Source organism: Arhodomonas sp. AD133 (assembly GCF_051195215.1).
Lineage (GTDB): Bacteria > Pseudomonadota > Gammaproteobacteria > Nitrococcales > Nitrococcaceae > Arhodomonas.
In genome coordinates, this window is sequence record NZ_JBNAZM010000002.1 from 13,926 (window position 1) to 37,729 (window position 23,804).

A 23,804-nucleotide genomic window follows, 5' to 3' on the forward strand; every position below is an offset into this window, starting at 1 on the left:
ATACGCTCCTGCGCGGCCCGGGGGAAGCCGCTGCCGCGAACGTCCTCGACGCGAGGATGAACGGGCAACGTGCCCCTGGGCCGGTTTGCCGTGGATCCGCGTTCCCTTGGTGTGCGTCAGGCGGCCGACGCCGGACGCATCGCTGGATTACGGGCGGTTCGTGGCCATGGCGGTATCGTCGACGGCCGGTTGCCCGCGCATGGCTATCTGGTTGGGGGTGACTTTCATGCCGGCACTGAAGATCTTCTGTGTGCCATTGACGATCACCCGGTCACCGCTTTCGAGGCCCTCGCGAATCACCAGAAGGTCGTCCACCCTGTGGCCGGTGGTGACCTGGCGCCGCGCCACTTGATTGCTGTCGTCCACCACGTAGACGTAGCGGCGGTCCTGGTCGGTGAGCACGGCCTTGCGGTTGACCAGCAGTGCCTTGTCGAGCTCGGCCACCGGCATTTCCACACGCGCGAATTGCCCGGGCTTGAAGGTGCCGTCCGGATTGGCCAGTACGGCCCGATACTGCAGTGTGCCGGTGCTGGCGTTGAGCCGGTTGTCGACGAAATCCAGCTCACCCCGGTGCGGAAAGCTTTCCTCGCCGGCCAGGCCGATCCGCACCGGGGTCGTCTTCTCCGGACCCAGCAGGGGCTGGCTGCGCATGGCGCTGGCTTCGTTGCTGTCGAAGTAGACATGCAACGGATCGACGGCCACCACGGTGGTCAGCAGGGTCTGGTCCGCCCTCGCCAGGTTGCCCTGGGTGACCAATGCACGCCCGGTACGACCGCTCACCGGTGCGGTGATCCGAGTGTACTGCAGGTCGAGCTCCGCTGTTTCCAGGGCCGCCCGGGCCGCGTTGACGCTGGCCTGTGCGCCAAGCCGTGCCGCCTGGCGGCGGTCGTATTCCTCCCGGGAGATGGCTCGGCTTTCGAGCAACTGCTTGGCACGGCTGGCTTCGGTGTCGGCGAGCTGCAGGTCGCTGCGCGCCTGCGCCAGCTCGGCCCGGGCCGCCTTTACCTTCGCCTGGTAAGGGCGTGGGTCGATCCGGAACAGCAGGTCACCGGCTTCCACCATCTCGCCTTCTTCGAACGCCACTTTGTGGACGTAGCCGCTTACCCGGGGCCGCAACTCCACGGTCTCGGATGCGTCCACGCGACCGGTGAAAGTCTCGGTCACGGTCACCGGCTCCGCCACGACACGTGCCACGTCCACTTCAGGCGGTGGCGGACTGGCCGGTTTGGCCTCGCCCTGGGCATCGCAGCCTGCCAGCAACGCCAACGAGATGAGCGAGGCGGTCAATCCCCAGACGAAACGTTTGTTACCGGCGGTTTCTCTACTGGAACCTTCCACGGCTTATCGCTCCTGATGTGATGAATAAAGGCCCACCTGTCTGCGGGGGTGCCAATCCATGAGCCTTTCCACAGCCGGGGACGGGCACGCCGAGGTGCGCCAGGACCCATGGATTAGCACGCTCTTGTCGAATGAGTCCGGCAGGACTCGACAGCGAAGGTATTTGCTCAATTAAGGTTGAGGTCAATAAGGGCCATCCCCGGTTTGCCTGTGGCAGGCGGGTAACGATCAGGCCCCATGGGCGATTACCTTAGTCGGGCGGGGACTGGAGCCGGTAGCGCATTACTGCGCAACGCTTGCCTGATTCTGCGGGCTGGGTTCGGTGCGCCTGCTGTAGCCAGGGCAGTAAGGTGTTGCTATCGGTTTAGGGCGGTTCCGTTACCACGGCTTTCAGGCAAGCGACACCCTGGTAGGCGATGCCCGGTTGGGATGCCGTTGTCGCTGCCGCAACAGGCCAAGGGGGCGGCCGAAGGGGCGCAGCGGGCTCCGGGGCCACGGGCGAGCGCGCCGGCGATACAGTCTCGGCATCCGGCACGGGGCGTGGCCGGGCTCGGCACGGATACGCCGGAGAATTGCACGTTTCTGCGAAGTGATTGCCCGATCCTGCGCAATCGCCGGGGATGCACTACCGGTAAAGACAGTGCTACTTATACTGCGGACGTTGTCGCGACCCGTTTGGAGGAAGGGCAGAAATGACGGCTACGAACGCCTTGCCGGAACGCGAGGCCGCAAACTCGCCCCACGACCAGCTGGTTCGCCTGGTCAGTGAGTGGGTGCCGGAGTCGGGTGGGCGGACGACGGCCATTGAAGGGCTGGATCTGTATCGTTCCGATACGCCCACCCATTGCGAGTCGTCGGTTTATGAGCCGTCGATGACATTCGCCATCCAGGGGGCCAAGAGCATCCAGCTCGGTGACCGCGAGATTGTCCAGGGGCCGTTGACGTATCTGGCGAGCAACGTGTCGCTGCCGGTGTTGGGGCAGATCGTGGACGCGACGCCGGAACAGCCCGCTCTCGCGGCGAGGTTGACCGTGGATCCGCAGGAGGTCACTGACCTGGTGCTCGCCTCCGGCGACCGGTTGCCGGCTTTCGATCCGGACGAGGCCTGTCCGGACATGGCGTGCGGGCTGTGTACCGCCCCCATGGATGATGCCATGCAGGTCGCGTTGCTGCGCTTGCTGTCACTGCTCGATACACCGGCGGATATTCCGGTGCTGGCGCCGCTTGCCCGGCGTGAGATCCTCTATCGCGCGTTGACCGGGGAAATCGGGCCGCGAATTCGCAAGTTCGCGGCCACGGATTCGCAGGTGTATCGGGTTTCCCGCGTGATCGCCACGCTCAAGGATCGCTACGCGCAGCCGTTGCGCGTCAGCGATCTCGCCGGAGAGGTCAATATGAGCGAGTCCAGCCTGTTTCACAGCTTCAAACAGGTCACTCGCATGTCACCGCTGCAGTTCCAGAAGAAGCTCCGTCTGCATGAAGCACGTCGCCTGATGCTGGCCGAGGGCCTCGAGGCGGCTGCCGCGAGTTACCGCGTGGGCTACGAGAGCCCGTCCCAGTTCAGCCGGGAATACCGTCGCCTGTTCGGCGCTCCGCCCCGGGCGGATGTCACCAAGCTGCGCGGTGGCGCCGAGCCGGCGCGGGCATGAGCGAGGAGGTCTGCATGCTGACTTACGCGCGTACCATGGCGAGCTACAACCGCTGGATGAACGAGCGTCTCTACGATGCCGCGGCGTCGCTACCGGATACCGCGCGCAAGCGTGACGTGGGCGCGTTCTTCAAGTCCGTCCACGGCACGCTCAACCACTTGCTGCTGGCCGACCGGCTGTGGATGGGGCGATTCACCGGAGAACCCTATGCCGTGCGGTCGTTGGACGAGGAACTGTATGCGGATTTCGCGACGCTGCGTGCCGAGCGGGAGCGCGAGGACGAGCGGATCATCGACTGGGTGGAGACGCTGACGCCGCAAGATCTGGACGGCGAGCTATCCTACGCCAGCGCGGTGAATCCGCGCCCCCGGCGCTATCCGCTGTGGTTCGCGGTCTCCCACTTCTTCAACCACCAGACCCATCACCGCGGGCAGGTAACCACACTGCTCACCCAGCAGGGTGGCGACCCGGGCGTCACGGACCTGATCTGGCTGCCCGAGTTCAACGCGGCAGAGTGAGGTGGCCGGTGGCGCGCACACGGGGTGTGCTCAGACCGCCCGGCGCAACGTCAGATTGATGCGGCACCTGCCGAGCAGTGGGTGATGCCCCGTTTCGAGCCGTTTCACGCCATGGTAGCGAAGGCGCGACGGACCGCCCCAGACCACGACATCGCCGTGGGTGAGGGGTAGCTGTGCGGGCCGGTCCTTGCGTCTGACGCCGCCGAAGAGAAACGTGGCCGGCAGCCCCAGGGAAACCGAGACGATGGGCTGGTCGTAGTCCCGCTCATCCTTGTCCTGGTGGAGCGAGAGGCGGGCCCCGGGGTCGTAACGGTTGATAAGGCAGGCGTCCGGGGTGAAGCCCGGGAAGCCGGCGGCTTCGGCGGCATCGTGGGCGAGGCGCTCGAAGACCTTGGGCATGGGCGGCCAGGGCTTACCGCGTTCCGGGTCGATGGTGTCGTAGCGGTAGCCGTGCCGGTCGGTGACCCAGCCGTAGGTCCCGCAGTTGGTCATGGCCACGGACATGCGGTAGCCGCCCGGGGTGATCATGTGGCGAAACGGCGCGGCGCGGGCGACGTGGTCGATCGCGGCTTGCAGCGCCGCTTCGGCGGGGCGCGCGAAGCCGCGCAGCAGCATCGCGCCGGGACAGAGCGTCTCGTAGCGGGGAAGCGCACCGGAGGTCCCCGCGAACAGGTCGCCGGTCATGGCGTCGTGGTCAGGCCGCGTCATGGAAGATGATCCCCAGGGCCTTGCGATGACCGGCACGAACGCGGCTCACGCCATGGCGCAGGTTGACGCGGTAGAATCCGCGCTTGCCCCGGACCGGCCGGTGGCGCACGGCGAAGACCACCGCATCGCCGCGTGTCAGCGGTACCACGTCCGCCCGGGATTGTCGGCGTGGGCGCTGCTCGGTCATCACGAACTCGCCGCCGGTGAATTCACTCCGCGGCTCCGAGAGCAGTGCCGCGATCTGCATGGGAAACACGTGGTCTCCGTAGAGGTCCTGATGCAGGCAGTTGTAGTCGCCGGCGCCGTAGCTCAGCACCAGCGGGGTGGCGCGGCGCTGGCCGGCGGCGTGGCATCGCTCGAGGAATTCCGCGTGGGCCGCCGGAAAACGTGCCTCGAAGCGCATCGTCTCGTGCCAGCGGTTCGCAAGCGCCACCAGGTGTGGATAGATTCGGGTACGTAATCGATCCACGAGCCCGGGCAGCGGGTAGTCGAAGTACTTGTACTCGCCGCTGCCGAAGCCGTGGGACGCCATGACCACGCGGCTGCGGAAAATGCCTTCTTCGCCATAGAGCCCCGCCAGCGTCTTGCACTCGTCGACGGTGAGCAGGCCGTTGATCAACGCGTGGCCGTGGGTGTCCAGGTCCGCGCACACGCGGTCCCAGTCGATCGCCTCGACGCGCTCGCCGATGTCCGTTGCGGTGGCCGCCACGGCCGTTTCCACGGGGTCGTTCATGGACTATTCCCTCGAGCGTCACGCTCGCCATCCGAGCGTATCAAGCGGTGGGCACGATCGCATTCCGAACGTGCCCTGTAGCGTCATTGCGTGCGTCGGCACCGATCGAAGGCGCAACGTGAACCGCTCCCCGGCGTGGGTTACGGTGGTTGCCGGATCACGTTCGAGCGATGGACACGCCACCGTCGACCCGGTGTGCAGTACCGGTAACGAAGCTCGACGCCTCGGAGGCGAGATAGACGGCCGCGCGAGCGACCTCCTCAGGGGTGGCCATGCGTTTCATCGCGTGTAGGCCATTGACGAATTCCCGCACCTCCGGCCCGGCGTTCGGGAAGTTCGCTATGTTGGTCGGTGTGTCCGTGCCGCCGGGGAGGAGGGCGTTCACGCGAATGCCCTGGCCGCCGAGCTCCGCGGCGAGTGCCTGGGTGAGACCCACCAGCCCCGCTTTGGCGGACGCGTAAGCGGCCATGTTGGGCAGGCCGACGCCGTTACCCACGAACGAGGCGGTGAAGATCAGGGAGCCGCCGCCGCGTTCGAGCATCGCCGGGATCTGGTACCTGGCGCCCAGGAAACCGCTCGTGAGGTTCGTCTCCAGGGTGTCGTGCCAGTCACCGAGGGTCAGCTCCGGGGGCGGGCGCCATGGTGCCGGCGGTGCCGGCGTTGTTGAAGGCGATGTCGAGCCCGCCGAAGCGGGTTACGGCAGTCTCCACCAGGTTCCGGGCGCAGGTCTCGTCACGGATGTCACCCGCCACGGCCACGGCTTCCCCGCCGCTGGCGGTGATCTCCGCGGTCAGTGCGTCCAATGCCGCTTGGCGGCGGCCCGACACCACGAGTCCGGCGCCTTGCGCAGCGAACAGCGTGGCGGCGGCACGTCCGATGCCGGAGCTTGCGCCGGTGATGATGGCGACTTTGTTCGTGAGCATGGGCATCTCCAACGTCCTTTGTGTGATGGGGCGGGAGCAATTTGCATCCCCGGCGCGGGGCGTAGCTATCCGGATCTTGCGCCGCAATTCGCCGTTGCGGGCAGTCGGTCGTCGCAGCAGCCGCAATCGGCAGGGCGCAGTCGATTTCCGGCGTGCCCGTTCGACATCTGGTTACGGGGCGTGCACGCGCCGTGACATCAATCGCCAGGATGGAGAGCAGCCATGAGCAACAACCCGGTATGCTGGTTCGAGATCTATGTCCAGGACATGGCCCGGGCCAGGGCGTTCTATGAAAGCGTGTTCTCGGTAACGCTCGAGCCGTTGGACAATCCGGACTTCGAGCTGTGGGCATTCCCCGCGAACATGGCGGGTGCGGGCGCAGGCGGTGCGCTCGTGCGAATGCCCGGCCTGTCTTCCGGCGGCAACAGCACCATCGTTTACTTCGCCTGCGATGACTGCGCCGTGGAAGAGGCGAGGGTCAGGGAGTGCGGTGGCAGGATCCAGCGGTCCAAGACGTCGATCGGTGACTATGGATTCATGGCGCTGGCCATCGACACGGAAGGCAATATGTTCGGGCTGCACTCGATGCAGTGAGCCGCGGATCGGGCCCACGCGGCAACGGCGTCGTGTGGCGGAGGTATGCCCGCAGTCACGGACTGATCAAAAATTAACCGTGTTTGTATTCGGGTGATTAGACGGTGTTTTTTGCGGTTGTCCACAGTGTTCTCCACGGGGTGAGTGGATAACACGTGGCTGTAATACGCGGTGGACATCGGTGCCTGGGCGGTGGCCTTCGTGGGACGGCTGTGTCTGCGGTCACGACGCAGCCATTGGCGTTCCGCGATCCTCCGCCTGCGAGCGCACCCCGGCCGCGCGAGTAGGTCGGGGACCGCCGCAGGCGGTGCCCGACGTTGACGTGGAGGCGGTCTCTCGCCGCTGCTGTATGGGATCGGACATCGGCGCTGGCCGGCGTGTGCAATGCTGGTCCGGCTCGCATCGCCCCGCGGTGGGGCGAAACCCGGGATGTCGGCTGCCAAGGGCAGCCGACCCACGGGAGGCGAGGCGCATGGTTACCGGCCGGTGGCCTGCGTCGATTCGCCGGATTCCGTCGGGTAGCCGGCTTCCACCCAGTCGGCCTTGCCTTCGTGATAGTCACGTACGTTGGTGTAACCGAGCCGGGTGAGCTCTTCGGCGGCGATGGCGGAGTTCCGGCACGGCCCGCTGGCGCAGTAGACCACGATCTCCGCGGACCGCTCGGGCAGCATGTCCGCCGCCAGCTCCCGGACCTCGTCGTGGGGAATGTTGAGAGCCCCCGGCAGGTGCTGGTGGCGGTAGTAGCGTGCGGGCAGGGCCTCGACCAGGGTGACGTCGTCACCACGGTCCAGCTTCGTCTTGAGCTCGTCACGGGTGATCTTCTCGGTCATAGCGGGTTCTCCAACAGAGCCTGTGATTGCCGCAGCGGTCTGCGGGTGAGTGCTATTCTGGGTTTGCGCTGCTGCATCCGGAAGAAGCAGTACTGCGAGTTCGAATTGCGTCAATGCAATGCAATGGAGTGGCAATGCTCGACTGGGACGATCTCCGCACCGTGCTAGCCATCGCGCGTAGCGGCACGGCTGCGGCCGCCGCGGAACGTTTGGGCGTGCACGCCTCCACCGTCTTTCGCCGACTCAACGCCATGGAGCGTCAGCACGGCGTGCGCTTTTTCGAGCGGCTACCCGATGGCTATGTGCCGACCGCGGCCGGCGAGGAGGTCTGCGTCGCCGCCGAGAAGGTGGAAGCGGAGGTCGCCGTGCTCGGACGACGGCTCTCCGGGCGCGATCTCCGTCCGTCCGGGACGGTGCGGGTGACCACCACCGACACGCTGGTGGGGCTGATCAGCACGGACCTTGCCGGGTTTCGCCGGGCGTATCCGGATATCGACCTGCAGATGAACGTTACCAACCGCTTCTTCGACCTCACCCGCCATGATGCGGACGTGGCGGTACGTCCGACGGTCAAGCCGCCGGAGACGCTGGTGGGGCGCCGTGTGGCACGGGTCGCTGCAGCGGTTTACGCGGCGGATGGCTATTTCGGCGAGATGCCGGCCAACGCGGACCTCGCTGCCTGTGACTGGATCGGCCCGGACGAGAGCCTCGGGCACCTGCCTGCCGCGCGCTGGCTCGAAACTGCAGTGCCCGCGGTCCGGGTGCACTACCGGGCCAGCACCCTGATGGCCGCGTTCGAGGCAGCGAAGGCGGGTGTCGGTTTGTGCGTGCTGCCCACTTTTCTCGGTGATCCGGAGCCGCGGCTGCAGCGGGTACGCGATCCACTGCCGGAGCTGGAGAGCACATTGTGGCTGTTGACCCACCCGGATCTGCGCTACGTTGCGCGGGTCAAGGCCTTCATGGATTTCGCCGCCGATGCCCTGGGGCGCCAACGTGACACACTGGAAGGCCGGGGCGCCCCCGCTAATGGCTTGGCAGGGAGGTAATCGTGCAACTGGTCATCGGTAACAAGGCCTATTCGTCCTGGTCGCTGCGCCCCTGGCTGCTGCTGGCCGAGTAGGCGTGGCGTTCGAGGAGGTCCGGATACCCCTGGACACCGAGAAGACACAGAGCCTTATCGCCGCACACAGCGGCGCCGGCAAGGTGCCGGTGCTCCATGACGGGAATCTGGTCGTCTGGGACTCGCTGGCCATTTGCGAGTACGTGTCGGAACGGTATCTCGATGGCGGCGGATGGCCGGCCGATGCGGCGGTGCGGGCGCAGGCGCGCGCGAGCGCCGCCGAGATGCACTCGGGGTTCTTCGAACTGAGGGCGAAGATGCCGATGAACTGCCGGGCCACCGGACGGCGCGTGGTGATGACCCCCGGACTGGAGCGGGACGTGAACCGCATCATCGATCTCTGGACGACGCTCAGGGACCGATACGCCAGCCAGGGCCCATGGCTGTTCGGGGTGTTCTCCATCGCCGACTGCATGTATGCCCCCGTCGTCTCGCGCTTTCACACGTACGGCGTGCCGGTACCCGATGCCTGCGCGGACTACATGGAGCATGTCCTGGCGAATCCCGGCATGCAGCGCTGGCTCGCGCAGGCGGCGGAAGAGACTGAAACCATCGACGACGCCGAGGTGGGGCTCTGACAGGGCGGTGCCGAGTGCAGGAGCCGATCAGTTGGGAACTTGGCCGGACACGATCCCGAAGAGGCGCATGGAACGCAACGCCCCAGGAACGGCGGCTTCGTGTGAATGCCGCTGTAGGAGAGTAGATAGGTAGGGAGCCCAAGCCGGAGCGCGACCAGCCGTCCGGCCGTCGGCGTCCTGTGAAATTTGTCGCACTATTGAACGCCCAAGTTTGACGGGGGATTCCAGAAGTACCCTATCCTGCATATAAGGAACATGTTTTGCGCCACACGGAGGTGCCCTATGGGTGTTCTGGCGCGTTGCATCGGCGTGCGGCCGATTGCCCTATCCCTGTCAGACAGGCTACTCACCGGCGCTCGTACTTTGAGCGCTTCCGGAGGCGGGCAACGCGAACCCCCGCGTTCTACGCCCGGTTAGGACGTACTCGTCCAAGCGTCGACGATGCGATTGTCGGGATTCCGTATTGCCATGCGTGTGAACCGTTCGCGTCGCAATGGCTTATCCATGCATCGCATCCGCGCGCTATATGGAATTTCGTCTAGGTCCTCGAACTGCTGAATACTGTCTACTTGGTGGACGGCGCAAGGAGTGCTGCCATGAAACCGACATATCGGACCGTCATGCTCGCGATGCTGGTGTGCGGCGTCGCAACTAAAGCGAGCGGCGCCATACGTGACTATTACAATGAGCCGGGCCTGAATCCGTTACGCGAAACCATAAACGACAACTTCAACGAACACATCGATCCGTTCTCAGGCATCCTCCAACTTTCTTTCACGGATGTATTCATTCCCGGCGATGGCGGGTTGGATCTCAAGATACGACGTGTCTACACGAACCCCCAGGAGACGTTCCTGGACTATAGCCCGTACGGCTACGGCTGGCGTATTCATTTCGGCCGCATCGTCGTTTCCAGGGCCAACGACGATAAAATCTGCTCGCAGAACTCATGGGATACCTCGGTTCGGGATAACCCTTCGCTGGAATTGCCTGATGGAAGTCGCCACCTCCTGGTTCTCGCCGACTACCATGAACCGGAGCTGATTACCCGAAACTTTTGGGCAGCGGATTGTGATGGTGACGAGATCATCGTGCGTTCACCCGACGGGGTTCGGTACGAAATGACGCATTGGAGCACTGGGCGTGATATGATAAGCGTTTACACAACGCGTATCGAAGACCCCAATGGCAATAGTATCGATATCCAATACGAAACGAATTCTATCGGTCACTCCCGTATCGAGGGGGTAACGACCAGCGACGGGCGGGATGTCGACTTTCAATATGATGACACCGGAACCGATAGGGTGAGGCTGGAGCAGATCGAGGCAAACGGCAGGACTTGGGACTACGAATACGAGTTCACGAATAATACCATTCCCGATTTTCCTCAGCTCGTCGAGGTGGAACGCCCGGACCGAAGCCGGTGGCGATATAGTTATTATCCACAGGATCCCGACGACCCAGGGTCTCTCGCATTGCAACGTGTGGAATACCCCTGGGGCGGTTATATCGAGTACACCTACGACGAAGTGGATTTCGACCCGCATGAGTATGGAAAGGATGCCGTCGTCTCCCGCAAGGAGACCGGCGGCCGGGACATAGACGACGGTGAATGGACCTTCGAGTATACCCCGGGCTGGAAAGGCAACGACGATTACGACGAGACGGTCGTGGAGAAGCCGGACGGCGGGAAACGCTACTATCACGTTGGCTATTCAACGGTGGGCAGCGGCGATATCTGGCGTATCGGTCTGAAAAAGCGTGAGGAAACGCTGTCTTCAGGCGGACGAGTTATTGACTCGAAGGAATGGGATTATACATGGGTTGCGATATCTGACGAGAATTACTGGCACGGTCGGGATACGACGAAGAAGGATGACATGACGGTTTCTCCGCGTATCCAGGAAGTGCGTCATTGGCGGCAGTATGACGAGGTCAAGACGACCTATTCGGACACGAATGCCTACGGCATGCCACAGGAAGTCACGGAGACGACGACGGCGTCTTCCTGGCCGCCGCGCGTTACGACCTACGAGTATGCCAACGACGAATCGGACTGGATTCTGGGGCTCGTCGAAGAGAAAACCGTGGAGCACGATGTGCATCCGGACGGCGGTCGACGCTGGACGATACAGCGATCGTTCGACGACGCCGGCAACGTCGTTTCCGAGGATCGCTACGGCGCGGAAACCACCTATTCCTACACCTCGGAAGGCAACGTGGCGAGCGTTACCGATCCGCGGCGCCACACCACCCGATACGACGACTACTACTTGGGCGTGCCGCAGCACGAGGGTCGACCCGACGGCACGGATGTCTACCGCGACGTCAACAGCGACGGAACGATCGCGAGCGTCACGGACGGACGTGGGAACACCACGCGATATGGCTGGGACGCACTGGGGCGTCTTACCGGCATCGACTATCCGGTACGGGCCGATGTCCACGTCGACTATGACTACGACGCAAAGGTGCTGACACGCGGCAGTTACCGGGAAGTCAGGGAGTGGGACGGTTTCGGGCGGCCTACGCACATAACCCGTGACGACACCACGACACCCGGATCGATCACGACAAAGCGCACGCGTGACGCCATGGGCCGAGTCAATTATCGAAGTTATCCGGGTAGTCGCAATGGCGATGTCATCGGGTATGACGCGCTTGGACGCCGTGAATACATCAGCCACGCGGATGGAACCAGTCGCGTTTTCGACTATGCCAGTGGCACGGAAGTGGTCATCGAGGACGAGAACGGTCACGAAACCACACGACACTACGTACGCATCGGCGCCATGGACGACGGTTGGCTCATGCGCATCGAGTCGCCCGAATCGATCACGACGACATTGGCACGGGATGCGCGCGGAAAGATGGTCCGGGCGGTTCGGGACAACCGGTCGGGGGCGGATTGGGTACGGGAGTACGCCTATGACGACCGCGGCTATCTCACGAGCGCGACTCATCCGGAAACGGGCGTGACGCAATACGGCCGGGATGCTGCCGGCAATATGACAGCACGGGAGGTCGGAGAAAGCGGCATCGTCGAACGGTTTCGCTACGATGAACGCAACCGCGTCACTCGTGTTACATACTCAGACGGCTCGCCCACCGCGTACTTCGACTACGACGGCAATGGCAATCTCACAGGCCTCGAGCGAGGCGATGTCCAGCGCTCGTTCAGCTACGACGCCAACGACAACCTGACTGGTGAGACCCTGGCGGTCGGTGTACGTCGGTACGAGGTGGGCTATGCCATCGACGGGCTCGATCATGTCAGGGCCATTACCTACCCCAGCGGCCGGCAGGTTGAATTCGCCCCGAACGTCCTTGGGTGGGAGACGCAAGCGGCGCCCTATGCCACGGAGATTGCCCACCACCCGAACGGTACGATCAAGGAGGTGGCGTTCGCCAATGGTGCAACTATGGATGTTGCGCTTGATAACCGGCAGCGGATCAAGGACATAGAAACGGCAGGAAGCGGCGGCCGCTTCATCGATTTGCGATACCGATACGACGCAAACGGCAACATCGTCGACGTAGCCGATGGCATGGGCGGCCGCCATGATCGGAACCTGGACTACGACGGCGCCAACCGCCTGATCTCGGCGACGGGCCCGTGGGGGCGGGAACGATTCTCGTACGACAGCGCCGGCAACATCGTCTCGCGTGAGCGCGCGAGTGGTTCGGTGCTGGACTACGAATACGAGGGTATGCGCCTGGTCTCGCGCGAGGTCGCGGGCGGTGAACGGAACTACCGCTATGACGCCCGCGGCAACGTGATCCGCGATGGCGCTACCGCGTATGGCTACGACGGGGGCGGCAATCTCGTGCGGGCGAACACGGGGGATGCCGTGGTCACCTACGCCTACGACGGTGACGGCAACCGCGTCCGGCGTGACGATGGCTCGACGGTCACCGATTTCTTCTACAGCCGCGACGGCAAGCTGCTCGGCGCCTATGACGTTGCCGGCGGATTCCGGGAGTACGTCTACGTTGGCGGGCAGCTGATCAGCAAGATCACGGATGACAGCGCCGTGGTCGGTAGCCGGAACTAGGTCAGGGAGGACGCTGCGATGAACCGTTTGATCGCGTTGCTCACCGCGCTCTGCGTGCTGTGTGCGCCGGTGGCGAATGCCGCCGAGCGCGTCATCTACTACCACAACAACGCCCAGGGCTCGCCGATTGCGGCCACGAACGCCGATGGCGAAGTAATCTGGCAGCGGGCCTACGACCCTTACGGAGCGCCACTCGACCCGGTGGCCGGCGACCAACGTGCCTACACCGGCGCCCCGCGGGATCCCGCAACGGGCCTGCTGGATCTGGGGGCACGCTCATACAGCGCGGATGCAGGGCGGTTTCTGTCGATCGACCCCGAGCCGTTTGATCCGAAGCGCATCCACAGCTTCAACCGCTATGCTTACGCCAACAATAACCCGTACCGCTACGTCGACCCCGACGGCGAGTTTGCCGTGTTGGCGGGCGCGGCGATCTGGAGTGCCGGGGCGGCACTGACCGCCTACACCACCTACGATACCTACCAGAGAGAAGGCGCGACCGCCGCCGCGACGGACTTGGCCATTGGCGGCGTCGCCTCCGTTGCCGGAGGCGCCGTCGGTGCTGGCGCGGTGCGGGCCTACAAGGCGTATAAGACGTACAAAGGCGCTAAGCGGGCAACAAGGGTTGCGAAAAGTGCTACGGAAGTTGCCTTAGAAGGAGGGAAACACGCAGGTCAGCTTAAGCAGTTTATGAAGCAGACTCCAGAACAGCTTCAGAAAACCATTAAGACCTTCGATAAGCAAATTGCAAAACACGAGGAGTGGGTTAGGGATCCGGTGTCAAAAGTTGGAAACTTCAATGAGTTGCGGCCAGAGCATCAGAAAAATCTTGTTCGTCACTGGCAGCAAGATATTGCTCGGCATAAGGAGTTGAAGTCAATTGCTCAAGATGTCTTGAAAGGGCTGTAGGTTCTATGGGTAAATTTGAAGATGCTGTAGTGTACAAGTATTATGCGAAGGATTTGGGTGTTCTGGTGAAGGAGTTGGCGTTGGAGGCAAAACGTAATGCATCGAAAGAAAAAACTGATTTCTCCGTGGGGTATATGGCTGGGTTCCACAGGGTGGTCTCATTAATGCAGCAGCAGGCAGAGGCTTTTGGTATTGCGTATGCGGACATTGGATTAGATGGAATTGATGCTGACGAAGATCTCGTTTGACGTTGCCCATGTGTAGAAGTTGAATGATTTTCTGGCTCCTGCGGCTCCGGTTACTCGATTTCGCTGGGTCTTCAGCGTCGCTGGTGTCCTCGTCCAAGATGATGGCTGGAAGTACTTTGCATGCGTAGGCCTTGAGAAGAACACCGTCTGACAGCGGCAAGGAAGACGACGCCGACGCCGCCTGATACCCGGGGCTCGTCACCCCGACCAGATCATCATCAATAAGTGGACATTTTAGGTCGGGGAAAACCGGGCAACCTCAACCGGGATCGAGGGAAGGTGCAACCGCCGCCGCGACGGACTTGGCCATTGGCGGTGTCCACGATTGCTGGGTAGGATCAATGCCCCGACGGCGAGTTCGCGGTGCCGGCAGAGTGGCGATCTGCGGCGCGGCGGCTGCGGAGATCTCGTTTCAACCTTGCTCCGGGAACCATTCCTGGATCATGCGGCCCCGGTCCCAGAAGAAGCAGTATGCGAACGACACGAAGCCTGCCGTTCGCCAGTCCAGTGTCCATTCGATATTGATGACCAGGCACAGCATCACGGCCGCGAACATGCCCGTGACCAGCGCAGCGAGATTGTCGACGATGCTTCGGCTGGCGCGTCTTAGCGCCCTGGATAGAATGAATCCGCCGGTGCCGAACGCGATAGCGCCGAATAGTAATCCCTGCATGTTGCCGAGTGTCCCATTCTCCGGTTGTGGGGCACGCTGCCCGTGGCTACGGGACCAGCGACGGGAGCGCGCCGTGCGGCCGTCGGTTTCTCACCCTATCCGGATCGGGTCCATCGCGCCATGCCGACACGGTTTGCTGCCGCAGCCCATGACGGGTCCTGAGGGCTGTCCGTCGCGGCGCCGGTGATACGGCTCGGCGGATCGGCATCATTCGACGCGGGCCATGCGAGTGTGCGACTTTATCGGTAGATACGTGCATGGCTACTGAACCATTGGCCCGGCGTCTCGGGGGTACGCCTTTGTGTGGTCACCACCGGGCGACTACCCGACGGGCTCGAATGTCGGTCTCCACACTGCCGTGTCGCCGCCCGGTACAGGGCACGGATATCGCAATGACGCAAACGGAAACCGCCTGTGAATATAAGCGCGCGACACACCGCACTACTTGCCGGGTTCATCGGCAACGTCGTCGAATGGTATGACTTCGCGCTCTACGGATACATGGCCGGTATCCTCGCCGGGCAGTTCTTCCCCGGCGAGAATTCCACCGCGGCGCTGATTGCCACTTACGGCGTTTTCGCCGCGGGATTTCTCATGCGCCCCCTGGGCTCGGGGGTTTTCGGCTGGCTGGGCGATACGGTGGGGCGCAGTACCACCATGCTGATCTCGGTGATCATGATGGCGCTGCCGACGTTTCTGCTCGGCTGCCTGCCCACTTTCGATACCGTCGGCATCTGGGCTCCGGCTTTGCTGGTGGTGATCCGACTGGTTCAGGGTCTCTCGGTGGGTGGGGAGTTCAGCAGCTCCGTGACCTACCTGGTGGAGACGGCCCCGGACGAGGCGCGCGGCTACGCCGGCAGCTGGGCCAATACCGGCAGCATGGTGGGGATGCTGCTCGGCTCTGGCGTGGCGGCGGCGGTGACCGGCCTGCTGTCGCCGGAAGCGCTGCAGAGCTGGGGTTGGCGTCTGCCGTTCATACTCGGAGGCGTGATCGGCGGTGTATCCATCGTGTTGAGACGGCACTTGCCGCGGTCGCCGCATTTCGAGCGTCACCACAGTGACCGGCCGACAACATCGCCGCTGCTGCAGGCGTTCACCACGAACCGGCGGGAGATGCTCCAGGCGATCCTGTTCGCGTCCGCCTACGGGGTGGTGTTTTATCTGCCTCTGGTCTATCTGCCGGAATGGCTGCACGGGCAGACCGGTATGGCGCGTGACGTAGCGTTGCGGATCAATACCGCGGCGACGACCCTGCTGCTCGTGCTGATCCCGGTTTCCGGCTGGGTGGGCGACCGTCTATTCAGACGCACCCATTTCATCGCGGGCGCGATGCTGGTCATGGCCGTGCTCTCCATGCCGCTGTATGCATGGCTTGCCGCCGACGGTGTCCTGGGGGCGTTCGTCGTGCAGTTCGCCCTCGTGATCCTGCTGGCGGTTCCCCTGGGAACGGCGCCGGCGATGTTCGTGGAGCTGTTCCCCGCGCGCGACCGGCTGTCGGGCTACTCGGTCGCCTATAACCTGGGCCTCGGTGTCGTCGGTGGCGCGACCCCCATGATCGCGACCTGGCTCATCGAGGTGAGCGGGGTGTCCGCCGCGCCTTCCTCGTTGCTGGCGTTTGCTGCTGCCGTGGGGTGCATCGCATGCCTGTGGATGCGCGACGGCAGCCGTGAGCCGCTGCAGGAGTAGGGGCTCCTTCACCTTTCCGCCTCCGGTTGCGTTGTGCTGCCTGCTGTGCGCTCACCACGGTGAGCGCGGGCTCCGGTGATTCACGGCGTCTCCACATGGCCCATCAGTCGTTGCTGACGTTGCGCCAACGTGGGGTAGCCGCGGGTGAACAGGTCGTACCAGCGATCGGGGGAGGGTTCGGTATTGTCCTGACCGCCGAGGCGTTCCAGTGCCGAGGCGAGATAGCGGGCGGGCACCACGCCGGTGGCGAAGCGGTCGGCTTCGAGTTCCAGGTGGCGGCGATGAAGGTTACCCAGCGGTGCGGCCAGGAATGCGAGCACCGGTTCCATCAGTAACAGCCAGGTGAGGCGCTCGGTTGCGCTGGCTTGCTCGGGCAGTCCGATGGCGGCGGCCAGTGGACCCGGCTGGCCGAGCAGGAGGAACAGGGGCAGATATCCCAGCGCGATCGGCGCGTAGTAGCGCAGTCGGTGGTACAGGTGGACATGGCCCAGCTCGTGAGCCACCACGGCATCCAGTTCCGCGGGTGAGAGACGGCTCATCAGCCGTCCTCCCAGAACGACCCGCTGCCATGGGGGACCACCGGTGGCCGACGCGTTGTCGCTGTCCGGTTCCACAAGCCATTGTGTTTTTCCGACTCCGCTGAACCGGCGCAGTGTCTCGAGCCTTGAACGCGGTTCTACGCCGAGCCGGGTGGTGGTGGACGTCCACCGCGGTAACCACGCGTTCCGGATCAGGAGCGCGGCTGCCCATAGTGCCCAGATGCCAAGCCATCCCGTCAGATGGATCGTGGCCAGTCCGGTGAATGCCACCGCGATGACGGGCGCAGTCGTCCGGGCAGTTGCCGTAACGTTTGGGTAACGTCCGTCAGTGGCGTGGACGCGCAGCCAGTACACGGCGATGGCTATCATGGCGAGGTTGAGCGTGCCGGCGGCGGGGGTGTCGCCCACCAGCGCCTGCCATTGATGCCACGTTGCCGTGGCCGCCCCGGTGGGGCAGATGCCGATGAACAGCAGGTGGTCGGCGGTGACCCGCCGCCGCCAGCGATCCAGCTGTTGCCGTGCCCCATCGGGCGACTCATGGCGCCAGGAGGCCGCCACTGCCAGGCGTCGCCGCTGTCGACCGGCGAGCCACCACGCGAGCGTGAGCGATGTGGCTGCCGCTAGGAATGCACCCATGGCGGCCGTGTTCCCCCTGTGGCGTTTCGCATCCCGGCTTCGGCCGGGCCGCGGCGGTAGGCGCGCTACGCCGGCAGTGCCTCCGTGCACGTGTGCCGTTACCGGGGCTCAGCAGTGGTCCGCGCGCGGACCGAGTTGTCACTGCTGAACACCACAACGTTCAAGCGCGCTCGTGCTGCGGGCCCCGCGGTGGTGGTCCGGCGGCTTCGAGGTCGGCGCTTTCCTCGTCGGTGAAGAGTCGCGAGCGCAGGAGAAATCTGAGCCCCGCCGGCGCCTCCAGGGAGAACCCGCTGCCGCGGCCACTGATCACGTCGATGATAAGATGAGTGTGTTCCCAGTACTCGAACTGGGAGCCGCTGATGTAGAACGGCTGGCCGGCGATTTCGCCGAGGAAGACGTCGGCCTGGCCCACCCGGAACTCGTTGCGTGGGTAGCACATTGGCGCGCTACCGTCGCAACAGCCGCCGGACTGGTGAAACAGCAGCGGCCCGTGCACGGTCTCGAGGCGCTCGATCAGCGCCCGAGCCTCTTCGGTGACCGAAACCCGATCGGCGCACATGCTGCACCTCCTGTCTGCGAGTCGGCGGTAAAAAGGGCCGCCGCGGCGTGGCGGACCACGACCGGGCGGCAACGCTCGAGGAGGTGGAGTCAGAAGAAGCCGAGGGGGTTGGGGTCGTAGCTCACCAGGAGGTTCTTGGTCTGCTGGTAGTGCTCGAGCATCATCTTGTGGGTCTCGCGGCCGATGCCCGACTGCTTGTAGCCACCGAAGGCGGCGTGCGCCGGGTACTGGTGATAGCAGTTGGTCCAGACACGGCCCGCCTCGATGCCCCGGCCCATGCGGTAAGCGGTGTTCATGTCCCGGGTCCAGACGCCGGCGCCGAGGCCGTAGAGGGTGTCGTTGGCCAGTGCCAGGGCATCCTCGCTGTCCTTGAAGGTCGTCACCGAGACCACGGGCCCGAAGATCTCCTCCTGGAAGATGCGCATCCGGTTATGGCCCTGGAAGATGGTGGGCTGGACGTAGTAGCCGTCGGCGAGGTCCCCCTCGGGTTCGAATCGCTCGCCGCCGACGGCGACGCGGGCGCCCTCCTGCCGGCCGATGTCGATGTAGGAGAGGATCTTCTCGAGCTGGTCCATGGAGGCCTGGGCGCCGATCATGGTGTCGGTGTCCAGCGGATTACCCTGTTTGACCGCCCGGGTGCGCGCGATGGCCGCATCCATGAACTCGTCGTAGAAGGATTCCTGGATGAGCGCCCGGGACGGGCAGGTGCAGACTTCGCCCTGGTTGAGGGCGAACATGGTGAACCCTTCCAGGGATTTTTCCCGGAAGTCGTCATTCGCGGCGAAGCAGTCCTCGAAGAATACGTTGGGGGATTTACCGCCGAGCTCCAGCGTCACCGGAATGAGGTTCTCCGAGGCGTACTGCATGATCAACCGGCCGGTGGTGGTCTCGCCGGTGAACGCCACCTTCGCCACCCGTGAGCTGCTCGCCAGGGGCTTGCCCGCCTCCACGCCGAAGCCGTTGACCACGTTCACCACGCCGGCCGGCAGCAGGTCGGCGATGAGCTCCATGAGCACGAGGATGGATGCCGGTGTCTGCTCGGCAGGCTTGAGCACCACGGCGTTGCCGGCGGCCAGTGCCGGCGCGAGCTTCCAGGTGGCCATCAGAATGGGGAAGTTCCACGGGATGATCTGACCGACCACGCCGAGCGGTTCGTGGAAATGATAGGCGATGGTGTTGTCGTCGATCTCCCCCAGCGTACCTTCCTGGGCACGAATGACGCCGGCGAAGTAGCGGAAGTGGTCAATGGCGAGCGGAATGTCGGCCACCAGGGTCTCGCGCACCGGCTTGCCGTTGTCCCACGTCTCGGCCACCGCCAGGGCTTCGAGATTCTCTTCCATGCGGTCGGCGATGCGATTGAGCGTGCTCGCCCGTTCGGCCACAGGGGTCTTGGCCCACTGGGTCTTGGCGGCGTGCGCAGCGTCGAGGGCCGCCTCGATGTCTTCGGCGGTGGAGCGGGCGATCTCGCAGAAGGGCCGGCCATTGACCGGGCTGGGGTTCTCGAAATACTGCCCCCGGGCCGGCGCTTTCCACTCGCCGCCGATGAGGTTGTCGTAGCGGCTTCGGAACTGGACCTTGGAGCCTTCCTGTCCGGGCTGTGCGTAGCGCATCGCGGTCTCCTCCTCAATGGGCTTGTCGTTTCGTGATGAACACGGCATCACCGGGGCGGAGCAAGGTTCGCGCTCCGGTAGCAATCGGGGTACAGCAAGCGGCGTGCCAAACGTCATCACCCGTGTCCGGGGCCGACGTGCGTGCCGCGCCGGTGCCCGGGTCACGGCCTATGGCCATGAAAGCGGCGTCGGGCCGCCGCCGGGGTGAATGGGCCACGATGCGGGTCACTGCCCCTGGCCGTGACAGTCGCGGCGAGACACTCTGTCACGGATTCGGGACGCCCTATGCCGTGGAGCACCCTCGGCCCCGGCCGGTTGCCATGGCCCGGCTCTTGCAGCCGGCAGGGAGCGACGACGACCGAAGCCACCGCCGAAGGGGGAGCCGATATGACCCCGGAGCCATCAGCGCTGGAGGCCGTTGGCCTCAGCAAGGCCTACGGTGACCGGCAGGTGCTGTGCGGGCTGGACATGACGGTAGCCGCCGGCGAGGTCGTGGTCCTGCTGGGACCGAACGGGGCGGGCAAGACCACGCTGTTTCAGTTGCTCACCGGGCTGTTCGCGGCTGACGCCGGTCTAGTCGTCATCGCGGGCGCCGACCTGCGCGACGATCCCAACCGTGCGCTGGCGTCCATGGGCATCGTCTTCCAGCAGCCGGCACTGGATCTCGACCTGAGTGTCGCTGCCAATCTGCGCTTCGCTGCCCGTCTGCACGAGATCGCGCACACGGAGCGGGCGATTCGTGATGCGCTGGCGCGGGTGAAACTCTCCGCCGACCGCCGAGGCGCGTACGCGTGTGCGGGCGCTGAGTGGCGGCAACCGGAGTCGGGTGGAGTTGGCGTGCGGCATGCCTTCTACGGCGAGCTCGATGCCGTGGCTGCTGCTGCGGTGGTGGGTGCGGTGCTCGCGGTATCCTTCATCATGGCGGTGCTGGGCTATGATCCACAACGCGGCCTCGTGCGTGCGTCATGACCATGACTTATCCGCCCATCGATCCCTATACCCGAGGTTACCTGGCGCGGGAACCGCACCAGCGGCTTTATGTCGAGGAGTGTGGCTCGCCGGCGGGCATACCCGTGGTGGTGCTCCACGGCGGGCCCGGCAGCGGCTGCCGCGCCGAGCAACGTGCGTTGTTCGACCCGGCGGTTTTCCGGATCATTCTGCCGGATCAGCGCGGGGCCGGGCGTTCGCGGCCGTTCGGCAGCCTCGCCGGCAACGATACGGACACACTCGTCGCGGACCTGGAGGCGTTGCGCCGGGCGCTGGAGATTCAGCGCTGGGTGGTGTTTGGTGGCTCCTGGGGCGCCACGCTGGCGCTGCGCTACGCGGCAAGGCATCCGGATCGGGTAAGTGGGCTGGTGCTGCGAGGCGTACTCGCAGGCCGACGGCGTGACCGGGACTGGGTCTTCGGCGCCGACGGCGTCGCGCGGCTGTATCCCGAGGCGTACCGGCGGTTTCTGTCCGCCTTGCCGGCGGACTTGCGGGACAGTCCACTGGCGGGTTACGCAACGCTGTTCACGGATCAGTCAGCGGCCACGCGTCGGCGGGCGGCGGAGGCCTGGCTCGCCTGGGAGGTGCACGTCGCCACGGGCGGTCAGTTCGGGGGGCGGGGCGACCGTCCCGCGGTGGCGGTGGAGCGCGCGCAGATCGCCTGCCACTATGCCGTCAACGACTTCTTTCTCGACCCCTGTGAGGGAGCGCTGCCCGCCCACGGGGCACTGGCGGGGATTCCCGGCGCCATCGTGCACGGCCGCCGGGATCTGATGTGTCCGGTGGAGCAGGCGTTTGCCGTGCACGAGCGCTGGCCGGCCGCGACGCTGGAGGTCGTGGAGGATGCCGGCCACCTGGCGGGAGATGCGCCCATGCAGCGCGCCCTGGTTGCCGCCACCGATCGCTTGCGCGATAGCCCAAGGCACTGAGTGTCCCTGTCAGAGCCTGTCCCGTCGGCGCTTGGGCCCGTGGGCTGGCACGATCCAGCCCTCTTCGCGCGCACTCCGCAGGAAGTCGCGGACATCGGCCTCGGCGTGCCGGCCCGGACACTGGTGGGCGAGCTCGGTGGCGATCTCGCCGACCCGGCGGTGGCCGTCGCACCGCCGCAGGACCTCGCTTGCCAGGGCGCTCAGTGGCACCAGGCCGGCAGGATAGAGCAGGAGATAGATCTGTCGCTCCGGCTCCCACTGCAGGCGGCAGGTCGGCGCCAGCCGCATTATCGATCCGTCGTCGAGCCGCTTGTCCATTCCTCGTCCCCCACGCAGAAAAACGGTGGCATATCCGTGACGTAGGCGTGGTACATGGCATCCGCCATGGTCCAGAGCACTTCCAGCTTGAAGCGGACGATCTCGAGCGCACGTTCCTGCAGCGCCCGGGTGTCGAAAGCGTCGAGCACGATGCTCAGGCCGTGCTCTACGTCACGGTGGGCTTCACCGATGCGATTGCGGAAATAGCTCAGCCCGTCGGGCTCGATCCAGGGGTAGTGCTCCGGCCAGCCGGTGATGCGCTCGCGGTGGATCGTGGGCGCGAAAAGCTCGGTCAGCGATGAGCACACGCCGGCTTGCCAGTCCGAGCGGCGCACGAAATCGACGTAGGCGTCCACCGCGAAACGCACGCCCGGGAGCACGTGGGTTTCGGATACGATCTCCCGGCGTTCGAGGCCGCAGGCTTCGCCGAGCCGGATCCACGCCTCGATGCCGCCGTCGCGCCCTTGCCGGCCGTCGTGGTCGACAATGCGCTGCAACCAGCGTCGCCTGACCGCCCGGTCGGGACAGTTGGCGATTAGCGCCGCGTCCTTGAGGGGGATGCTGATCTGGTAGTAATACCGGTTCGCCACCCAGGCACGCAGTTGCGCCGGCGTGAGGCGGCCGGTCGCCATGAGCCGGTGGTAGGGATGATGGATATGATAGTAGCGTCCGAGCTCGCGCAGTCGCGCCTCGAACTCGTCTTTGGGCCAGGGTCGAATCGCGGCGTTCATGATCGTCCCCCCTTCAGACGTCCAGTGACATGCCGTCGCGGGCGGCGGTGATGCCCGCGCGGCGCAGCATCTCCGCCTCGGGCGAGCGTTCGTCGAGGACCGGGTTGGTGTTGTTGATGTGGACGAGATACTTCTGCGGGCGCGGTAATCGCTGGAGGACAGCGATGAGCCCGTCCGGGCCGCTCAGTGGCAGGTGTCCCATGTCGGCGGCGTGCTTGCTGCCGGTGCCGGTGGTGAGCATTTCGTCCTCACGCCAGAACGTGCCGTCCACCATCAGGCAGTCCACGTCCGCCATCCGGCGGATCAGCCCCGCATCCAGCGCGCCCAGCCCGGGGGCGTAGAACGCCTGGCGGCCACTGCTGCGCTCGTGTATGAGCACACCGATGTTGTCGCCGGTCCGCGGCGCGTGGCGGCCGGGAGAGTAGGGCGGCGCCTTGCCGGTCAGGGGGACTGCAGTAAACGCGAGCTCGGGGACACCGTCGACCTGGAAGGCGTCGTCGTCGGCGGCGACCTCCCGCCAGTCGACGCCGCAGTAATGCTCCAGCATCGGGATGACGGGGAAGCCGGTGGTCAGGTCCTCGTGCACGCTGCGGGTGGTGTACAGGCGCAACCGGCCATGCTCGCGCAGGGTCAGCAGTCCCGCAGTGTGGTCGATCTGGCTGTCCACCAGCATCACCGCATGGATACCCGTGCCGCGCACGCTGTCGCCGGCCGGTTGTGCCGCGGGAAAAGCCGCGAGCTGGGCGCCGATGTCCGGCGAGGCGTTGATCAGGATCCAGCGTTCACCGTCGCCGCTGACGGCGATCGAGGATTGTGTGCGCGGCTGCATCGAGGGATTGCCCCGGCGCACCTCGGCGCAGTTGTGGCAATTGCAGTTCCACTGGGGAAATCCGCCACCCGCGGCGGAGCCGAGAATGTGAATCTTCATCG

Annotated in this window: 24 protein-coding genes; 11 read left to right on the plus strand and 13 right to left on the minus strand. The window is 64.9% G+C overall.

Going from position 1 to position 23,804, the window contains the following annotated elements:
• Positions 1-147: 147 nt before the first annotated feature.
• Positions 148-1,338, minus strand: a complete 1,191-nt coding sequence (locus tag ACPEES_RS01515) for an efflux RND transporter periplasmic adaptor subunit (protein WP_435100269.1) — start codon at positions 1,336-1,338, stop codon at positions 148-150.
• 692 nt (positions 1,339-2,030) lie between these two features.
• Here ACPEES_RS01515 and ACPEES_RS01520 point away from each other — a divergent pair.
• Together ACPEES_RS01520 and ACPEES_RS01525 are read left to right on the plus strand one after the other, a co-directional pair.
• A complete protein-coding gene (locus ACPEES_RS01520) occupies positions 2,031-2,987 on the plus strand; it encodes an AraC family transcriptional regulator (RefSeq protein WP_435100271.1) in 957 nt (318 codons plus the stop codon).
• A gap of 14 nt (positions 2,988-3,001) precedes the next feature.
• On the plus strand, positions 3,002-3,505 hold the full coding sequence (locus ACPEES_RS01525; protein ID WP_435100273.1) for a DinB family protein: 504 nt from the start codon (positions 3,002-3,004) through the stop codon (positions 3,503-3,505).
• Positions 3,506-3,535: 30 nt separating this feature from the next.
• Here the strand turns inward: ACPEES_RS01525 and alkB are convergent, their stop codons facing one another.
• The 4 genes from alkB to ACPEES_RS01545 all read right to left on the minus strand — a co-directional run bounded on the left by alkB (position 3,536) and on the right by ACPEES_RS01545 (position 5,869).
• Positions 3,536-4,213 (minus strand): DNA oxidative demethylase AlkB, encoded by a 678-nt coding sequence (gene alkB, locus ACPEES_RS01530; protein ID WP_435100276.1) that lies wholly within the window; start codon positions 4,211-4,213, stop codon positions 3,536-3,538.
• Complete coding sequence (locus ACPEES_RS01535; RefSeq protein ID WP_435100279.1) at positions 4,200-4,946, minus strand: 2OG-Fe(II) oxygenase; 747 nt, start codon at positions 4,944-4,946, stop codon at positions 4,200-4,202. Before ACPEES_RS01535 ends, alkB begins: the two co-directional genes overlap by 14 nt.
• 157 nt (positions 4,947-5,103) lie before the next feature.
• Positions 5,104-5,568: an SDR family oxidoreductase gene (locus ACPEES_RS01540; protein ID WP_435100759.1), complete on the minus strand. Its 465-nt coding sequence runs from the start codon at positions 5,566-5,568 to the stop codon at positions 5,104-5,106.
• A complete protein-coding gene (locus tag ACPEES_RS01545) occupies positions 5,555-5,869 on the minus strand; it encodes an SDR family NAD(P)-dependent oxidoreductase (protein WP_435100282.1) in 315 nt (104 codons plus the stop codon). Before ACPEES_RS01545 ends, ACPEES_RS01540 begins: the two co-directional genes overlap by 14 nt.
• A 222-nt stretch (positions 5,870-6,091) precedes the next feature.
• Between ACPEES_RS01545 and ACPEES_RS01550 the strand changes: the two genes are divergently transcribed.
• Positions 6,092-6,463 (plus strand): VOC family protein, encoded by a 372-nt coding sequence (locus tag ACPEES_RS01550; RefSeq protein WP_435100285.1) that lies wholly within the window; start codon positions 6,092-6,094, stop codon positions 6,461-6,463.
• 476 nt (positions 6,464-6,939) lie between these two features.
• Here the strand turns inward: ACPEES_RS01550 and ACPEES_RS01555 are convergent, their stop codons facing one another.
• Positions 6,940-7,293, minus strand: coding sequence for a rhodanese-like domain-containing protein (locus ACPEES_RS01555; protein WP_435100288.1), 354 nt, complete (start codon positions 7,291-7,293; stop codon positions 6,940-6,942).
• 134 nt (positions 7,294-7,427) lie between these two features.
• Here ACPEES_RS01555 and ACPEES_RS01560 point away from each other — a divergent pair, with 134 nt between their 5' ends.
• The 5 genes from ACPEES_RS01560 (at position 7,428) to ACPEES_RS01580 (ending at position 14,206) form a co-directional block, all read left to right on the plus strand.
• On the plus strand, positions 7,428-8,339 hold the full coding sequence (locus ACPEES_RS01560) for a LysR family transcriptional regulator (protein WP_435100291.1): 912 nt from the start codon (positions 7,428-7,430) through the stop codon (positions 8,337-8,339).
• A 52-nt stretch (positions 8,340-8,391) separates the two neighbouring features.
• Positions 8,392-8,991, plus strand: coding sequence for a glutathione S-transferase (locus ACPEES_RS01565; protein ID WP_435100760.1), 600 nt, complete (start codon positions 8,392-8,394; stop codon positions 8,989-8,991).
• A 596-nt stretch (positions 8,992-9,587) separates the two neighbouring features.
• Positions 9,588-13,049 carry a hypothetical protein gene (locus ACPEES_RS01570; RefSeq protein WP_435100294.1) on the plus strand — a complete coding sequence of 1,154 codons (3,462 nt, stop codon included), beginning with the start codon at positions 9,588-9,590 and terminating at the stop codon, positions 13,047-13,049.
• A gap of 18 nt (positions 13,050-13,067) precedes the next feature.
• Positions 13,068-13,958, plus strand: coding sequence for an RHS repeat domain-containing protein (locus ACPEES_RS01575; RefSeq protein WP_435100297.1), 891 nt, complete (start codon positions 13,068-13,070; stop codon positions 13,956-13,958).
• A 5-nt stretch (positions 13,959-13,963) separates the two neighbouring features.
• Positions 13,964-14,206 carry a hypothetical protein gene (locus ACPEES_RS01580; RefSeq protein ID WP_435100300.1) on the plus strand — a complete coding sequence of 81 codons (243 nt, stop codon included), beginning with the start codon at positions 13,964-13,966 and terminating at the stop codon, positions 14,204-14,206.
• Positions 14,207-14,618: 412 nt separating this feature from the next.
• On the opposite strand, the gene ACPEES_RS01585 is transcribed toward ACPEES_RS01580, so the two are convergent.
• Positions 14,619-14,879 carry a hypothetical protein gene (locus ACPEES_RS01585; RefSeq protein WP_435100303.1) on the minus strand — a complete coding sequence of 87 codons (261 nt, stop codon included), beginning with the start codon at positions 14,877-14,879 and terminating at the stop codon, positions 14,619-14,621.
• Positions 14,880-15,293: 414 nt separating this feature from the next.
• Here ACPEES_RS01585 and ACPEES_RS01590 point away from each other — a divergent pair, with 414 nt between their 5' ends.
• Entirely contained in the window at positions 15,294-16,565 is a 1,272-nt protein-coding gene (locus ACPEES_RS01590; protein WP_435100306.1) for an MFS transporter, read from the plus strand.
• Between the two features lie 80 nt (positions 16,566-16,645).
• Here ACPEES_RS01590 and ACPEES_RS01595 read toward each other — a convergent pair whose 3' ends face one another.
• The 3 genes from ACPEES_RS01595 to exaC form a co-directional block, all read right to left on the minus strand.
• Complete coding sequence (locus ACPEES_RS01595; RefSeq protein ID WP_435100309.1) at positions 16,646-17,740, minus strand: M48 family metalloprotease; 1,095 nt, start codon at positions 17,738-17,740, stop codon at positions 16,646-16,648.
• Positions 17,741-17,900: 160 nt separating this feature from the next.
• Positions 17,901-18,299, minus strand: coding sequence for a DUF779 domain-containing protein (locus ACPEES_RS01600; RefSeq protein WP_435100312.1), 399 nt, complete (start codon positions 18,297-18,299; stop codon positions 17,901-17,903).
• 89 nt (positions 18,300-18,388) lie between these two features.
• Positions 18,389-19,909: an acetaldehyde dehydrogenase ExaC gene (gene exaC / locus ACPEES_RS01605; RefSeq protein ID WP_435100315.1), complete on the minus strand. Its 1,521-nt coding sequence runs from the start codon at positions 19,907-19,909 to the stop codon at positions 18,389-18,391.
• A gap of 387 nt (positions 19,910-20,296) precedes the next feature.
• Between exaC and ACPEES_RS01610 the strand changes: the two genes are divergently transcribed.
• Together ACPEES_RS01610 and pip are read left to right on the plus strand one after the other, a co-directional pair.
• Positions 20,297-20,878, plus strand: coding sequence for an ATP-binding cassette domain-containing protein (locus tag ACPEES_RS01610; RefSeq protein WP_435100318.1), 582 nt, complete (start codon positions 20,297-20,299; stop codon positions 20,876-20,878).
• The gene (gene pip, locus ACPEES_RS01615) at positions 20,875-21,825 is read left to right on the plus strand and encodes a prolyl aminopeptidase (protein ID WP_435100321.1); all 951 of its coding nucleotides are present in this window, start codon (positions 20,875-20,877) and stop codon (positions 21,823-21,825) included. The genes ACPEES_RS01610 and pip overlap by 4 nt, the downstream gene beginning before the upstream one ends.
• A gap of 9 nt (positions 21,826-21,834) precedes the next feature.
• Here the strand turns inward: pip and pqqD are convergent, their stop codons facing one another.
• The 3 genes from pqqD to pqqB are packed head-to-tail and all read right to left on the minus strand — an operon-like array spanning position 21,835 to position 23,802.
• Positions 21,835-22,143 (minus strand): pyrroloquinoline quinone biosynthesis peptide chaperone PqqD, encoded by a 309-nt coding sequence (pqqD, locus tag ACPEES_RS01620; RefSeq protein ID WP_435100324.1) that lies wholly within the window; start codon positions 22,141-22,143, stop codon positions 21,835-21,837.
• Positions 22,113-22,874, minus strand: coding sequence for a pyrroloquinoline-quinone synthase PqqC (gene pqqC, locus ACPEES_RS01625; protein WP_435100327.1), 762 nt, complete (start codon positions 22,872-22,874; stop codon positions 22,113-22,115). Before pqqC ends, pqqD begins: the two co-directional genes overlap by 31 nt.
• A 13-nt stretch (positions 22,875-22,887) precedes the next feature.
• Entirely contained in the window at positions 22,888-23,802 is a 915-nt protein-coding gene (gene pqqB / locus ACPEES_RS01630) for a pyrroloquinoline quinone biosynthesis protein PqqB (protein WP_435100330.1), read from the minus strand.
• Positions 23,803-23,804 lie beyond the last annotated feature (2 nt).

Bases quoted from the DNA above. Each gene is read 5' to 3' on its own strand.
- ACPEES_RS01600 (WP_435100312.1), bottom strand. From the start codon at position 18,299: ATGTGCGCCGATCGGGTTTCGGTCACCGAAGAGGCTCGGGCGCTGATC.
- ACPEES_RS01595 (WP_435100309.1), bottom strand. From the start codon at position 17,740: ATGGGTGCATTCCTAGCGGCAGCCACATCGCTCACGCTCGCGTGGTGG.
- ACPEES_RS01580 (WP_435100300.1), top strand. From the start codon at position 13,964: ATGGGTAAATTTGAAGATGCTGTAGTGTACAAGTATTATGCGAAGGAT.
- ACPEES_RS01560 (WP_435100291.1), top strand. From the start codon at position 7,428: ATGCTCGACTGGGACGATCTCCGCACCGTGCTAGCCATCGCGCGTAGC.
- ACPEES_RS01525 (WP_435100273.1), top strand. From the start codon at position 3,002: ATGCTGACTTACGCGCGTACCATGGCGAGCTACAACCGCTGGATGAAC.
- ACPEES_RS01535 (WP_435100279.1), bottom strand. From the start codon at position 4,946: ATGAACGACCCCGTGGAAACGGCCGTGGCGGCCACCGCAACGGACATC.
- ACPEES_RS01575 (WP_435100297.1), top strand. From the start codon at position 13,068: ATGAACCGTTTGATCGCGTTGCTCACCGCGCTCTGCGTGCTGTGTGCG.
- ACPEES_RS01555 (WP_435100288.1), bottom strand. From the start codon at position 7,293: ATGACCGAGAAGATCACCCGTGACGAGCTCAAGACGAAGCTGGACCGT.
- ACPEES_RS01610 (WP_435100318.1), top strand. From the start codon at position 20,297: ATGACCCCGGAGCCATCAGCGCTGGAGGCCGTTGGCCTCAGCAAGGCC.
- pqqD (WP_435100324.1), bottom strand. From the start codon at position 22,143: ATGGACAAGCGGCTCGACGACGGATCGATAATGCGGCTGGCGCCGACC.
- alkB (WP_435100276.1), bottom strand. From the start codon at position 4,213: ATGACGCGGCCTGACCACGACGCCATGACCGGCGACCTGTTCGCGGGG.
- ACPEES_RS01550 (WP_435100285.1), top strand. From the start codon at position 6,092: ATGAGCAACAACCCGGTATGCTGGTTCGAGATCTATGTCCAGGACATG.
- pqqC (WP_435100327.1), bottom strand. From the start codon at position 22,874: ATGAACGCCGCGATTCGACCCTGGCCCAAAGACGAGTTCGAGGCGCGA.
- pqqB (WP_435100330.1), bottom strand. From the start codon at position 23,802: ATGAAGATTCACATTCTCGGCTCCGCCGCGGGTGGCGGATTTCCCCAG.
- ACPEES_RS01545 (WP_435100282.1), bottom strand. From the start codon at position 5,869: ATGCTCACGAACAAAGTCGCCATCATCACCGGCGCAAGCTCCGGCATC.
- ACPEES_RS01520 (WP_435100271.1), top strand. From the start codon at position 2,031: ATGACGGCTACGAACGCCTTGCCGGAACGCGAGGCCGCAAACTCGCCC.
- pip (WP_435100321.1), top strand. From the start codon at position 20,875: ATGACCATGACTTATCCGCCCATCGATCCCTATACCCGAGGTTACCTG.
- exaC (WP_435100315.1), bottom strand. From the start codon at position 19,909: ATGCGCTACGCACAGCCCGGACAGGAAGGCTCCAAGGTCCAGTTCCGA.
- ACPEES_RS01570 (WP_435100294.1), top strand. From the start codon at position 9,588: ATGAAACCGACATATCGGACCGTCATGCTCGCGATGCTGGTGTGCGGC.
- ACPEES_RS01585 (WP_435100303.1), bottom strand. From the start codon at position 14,879: ATGCAGGGATTACTATTCGGCGCTATCGCGTTCGGCACCGGCGGATTC.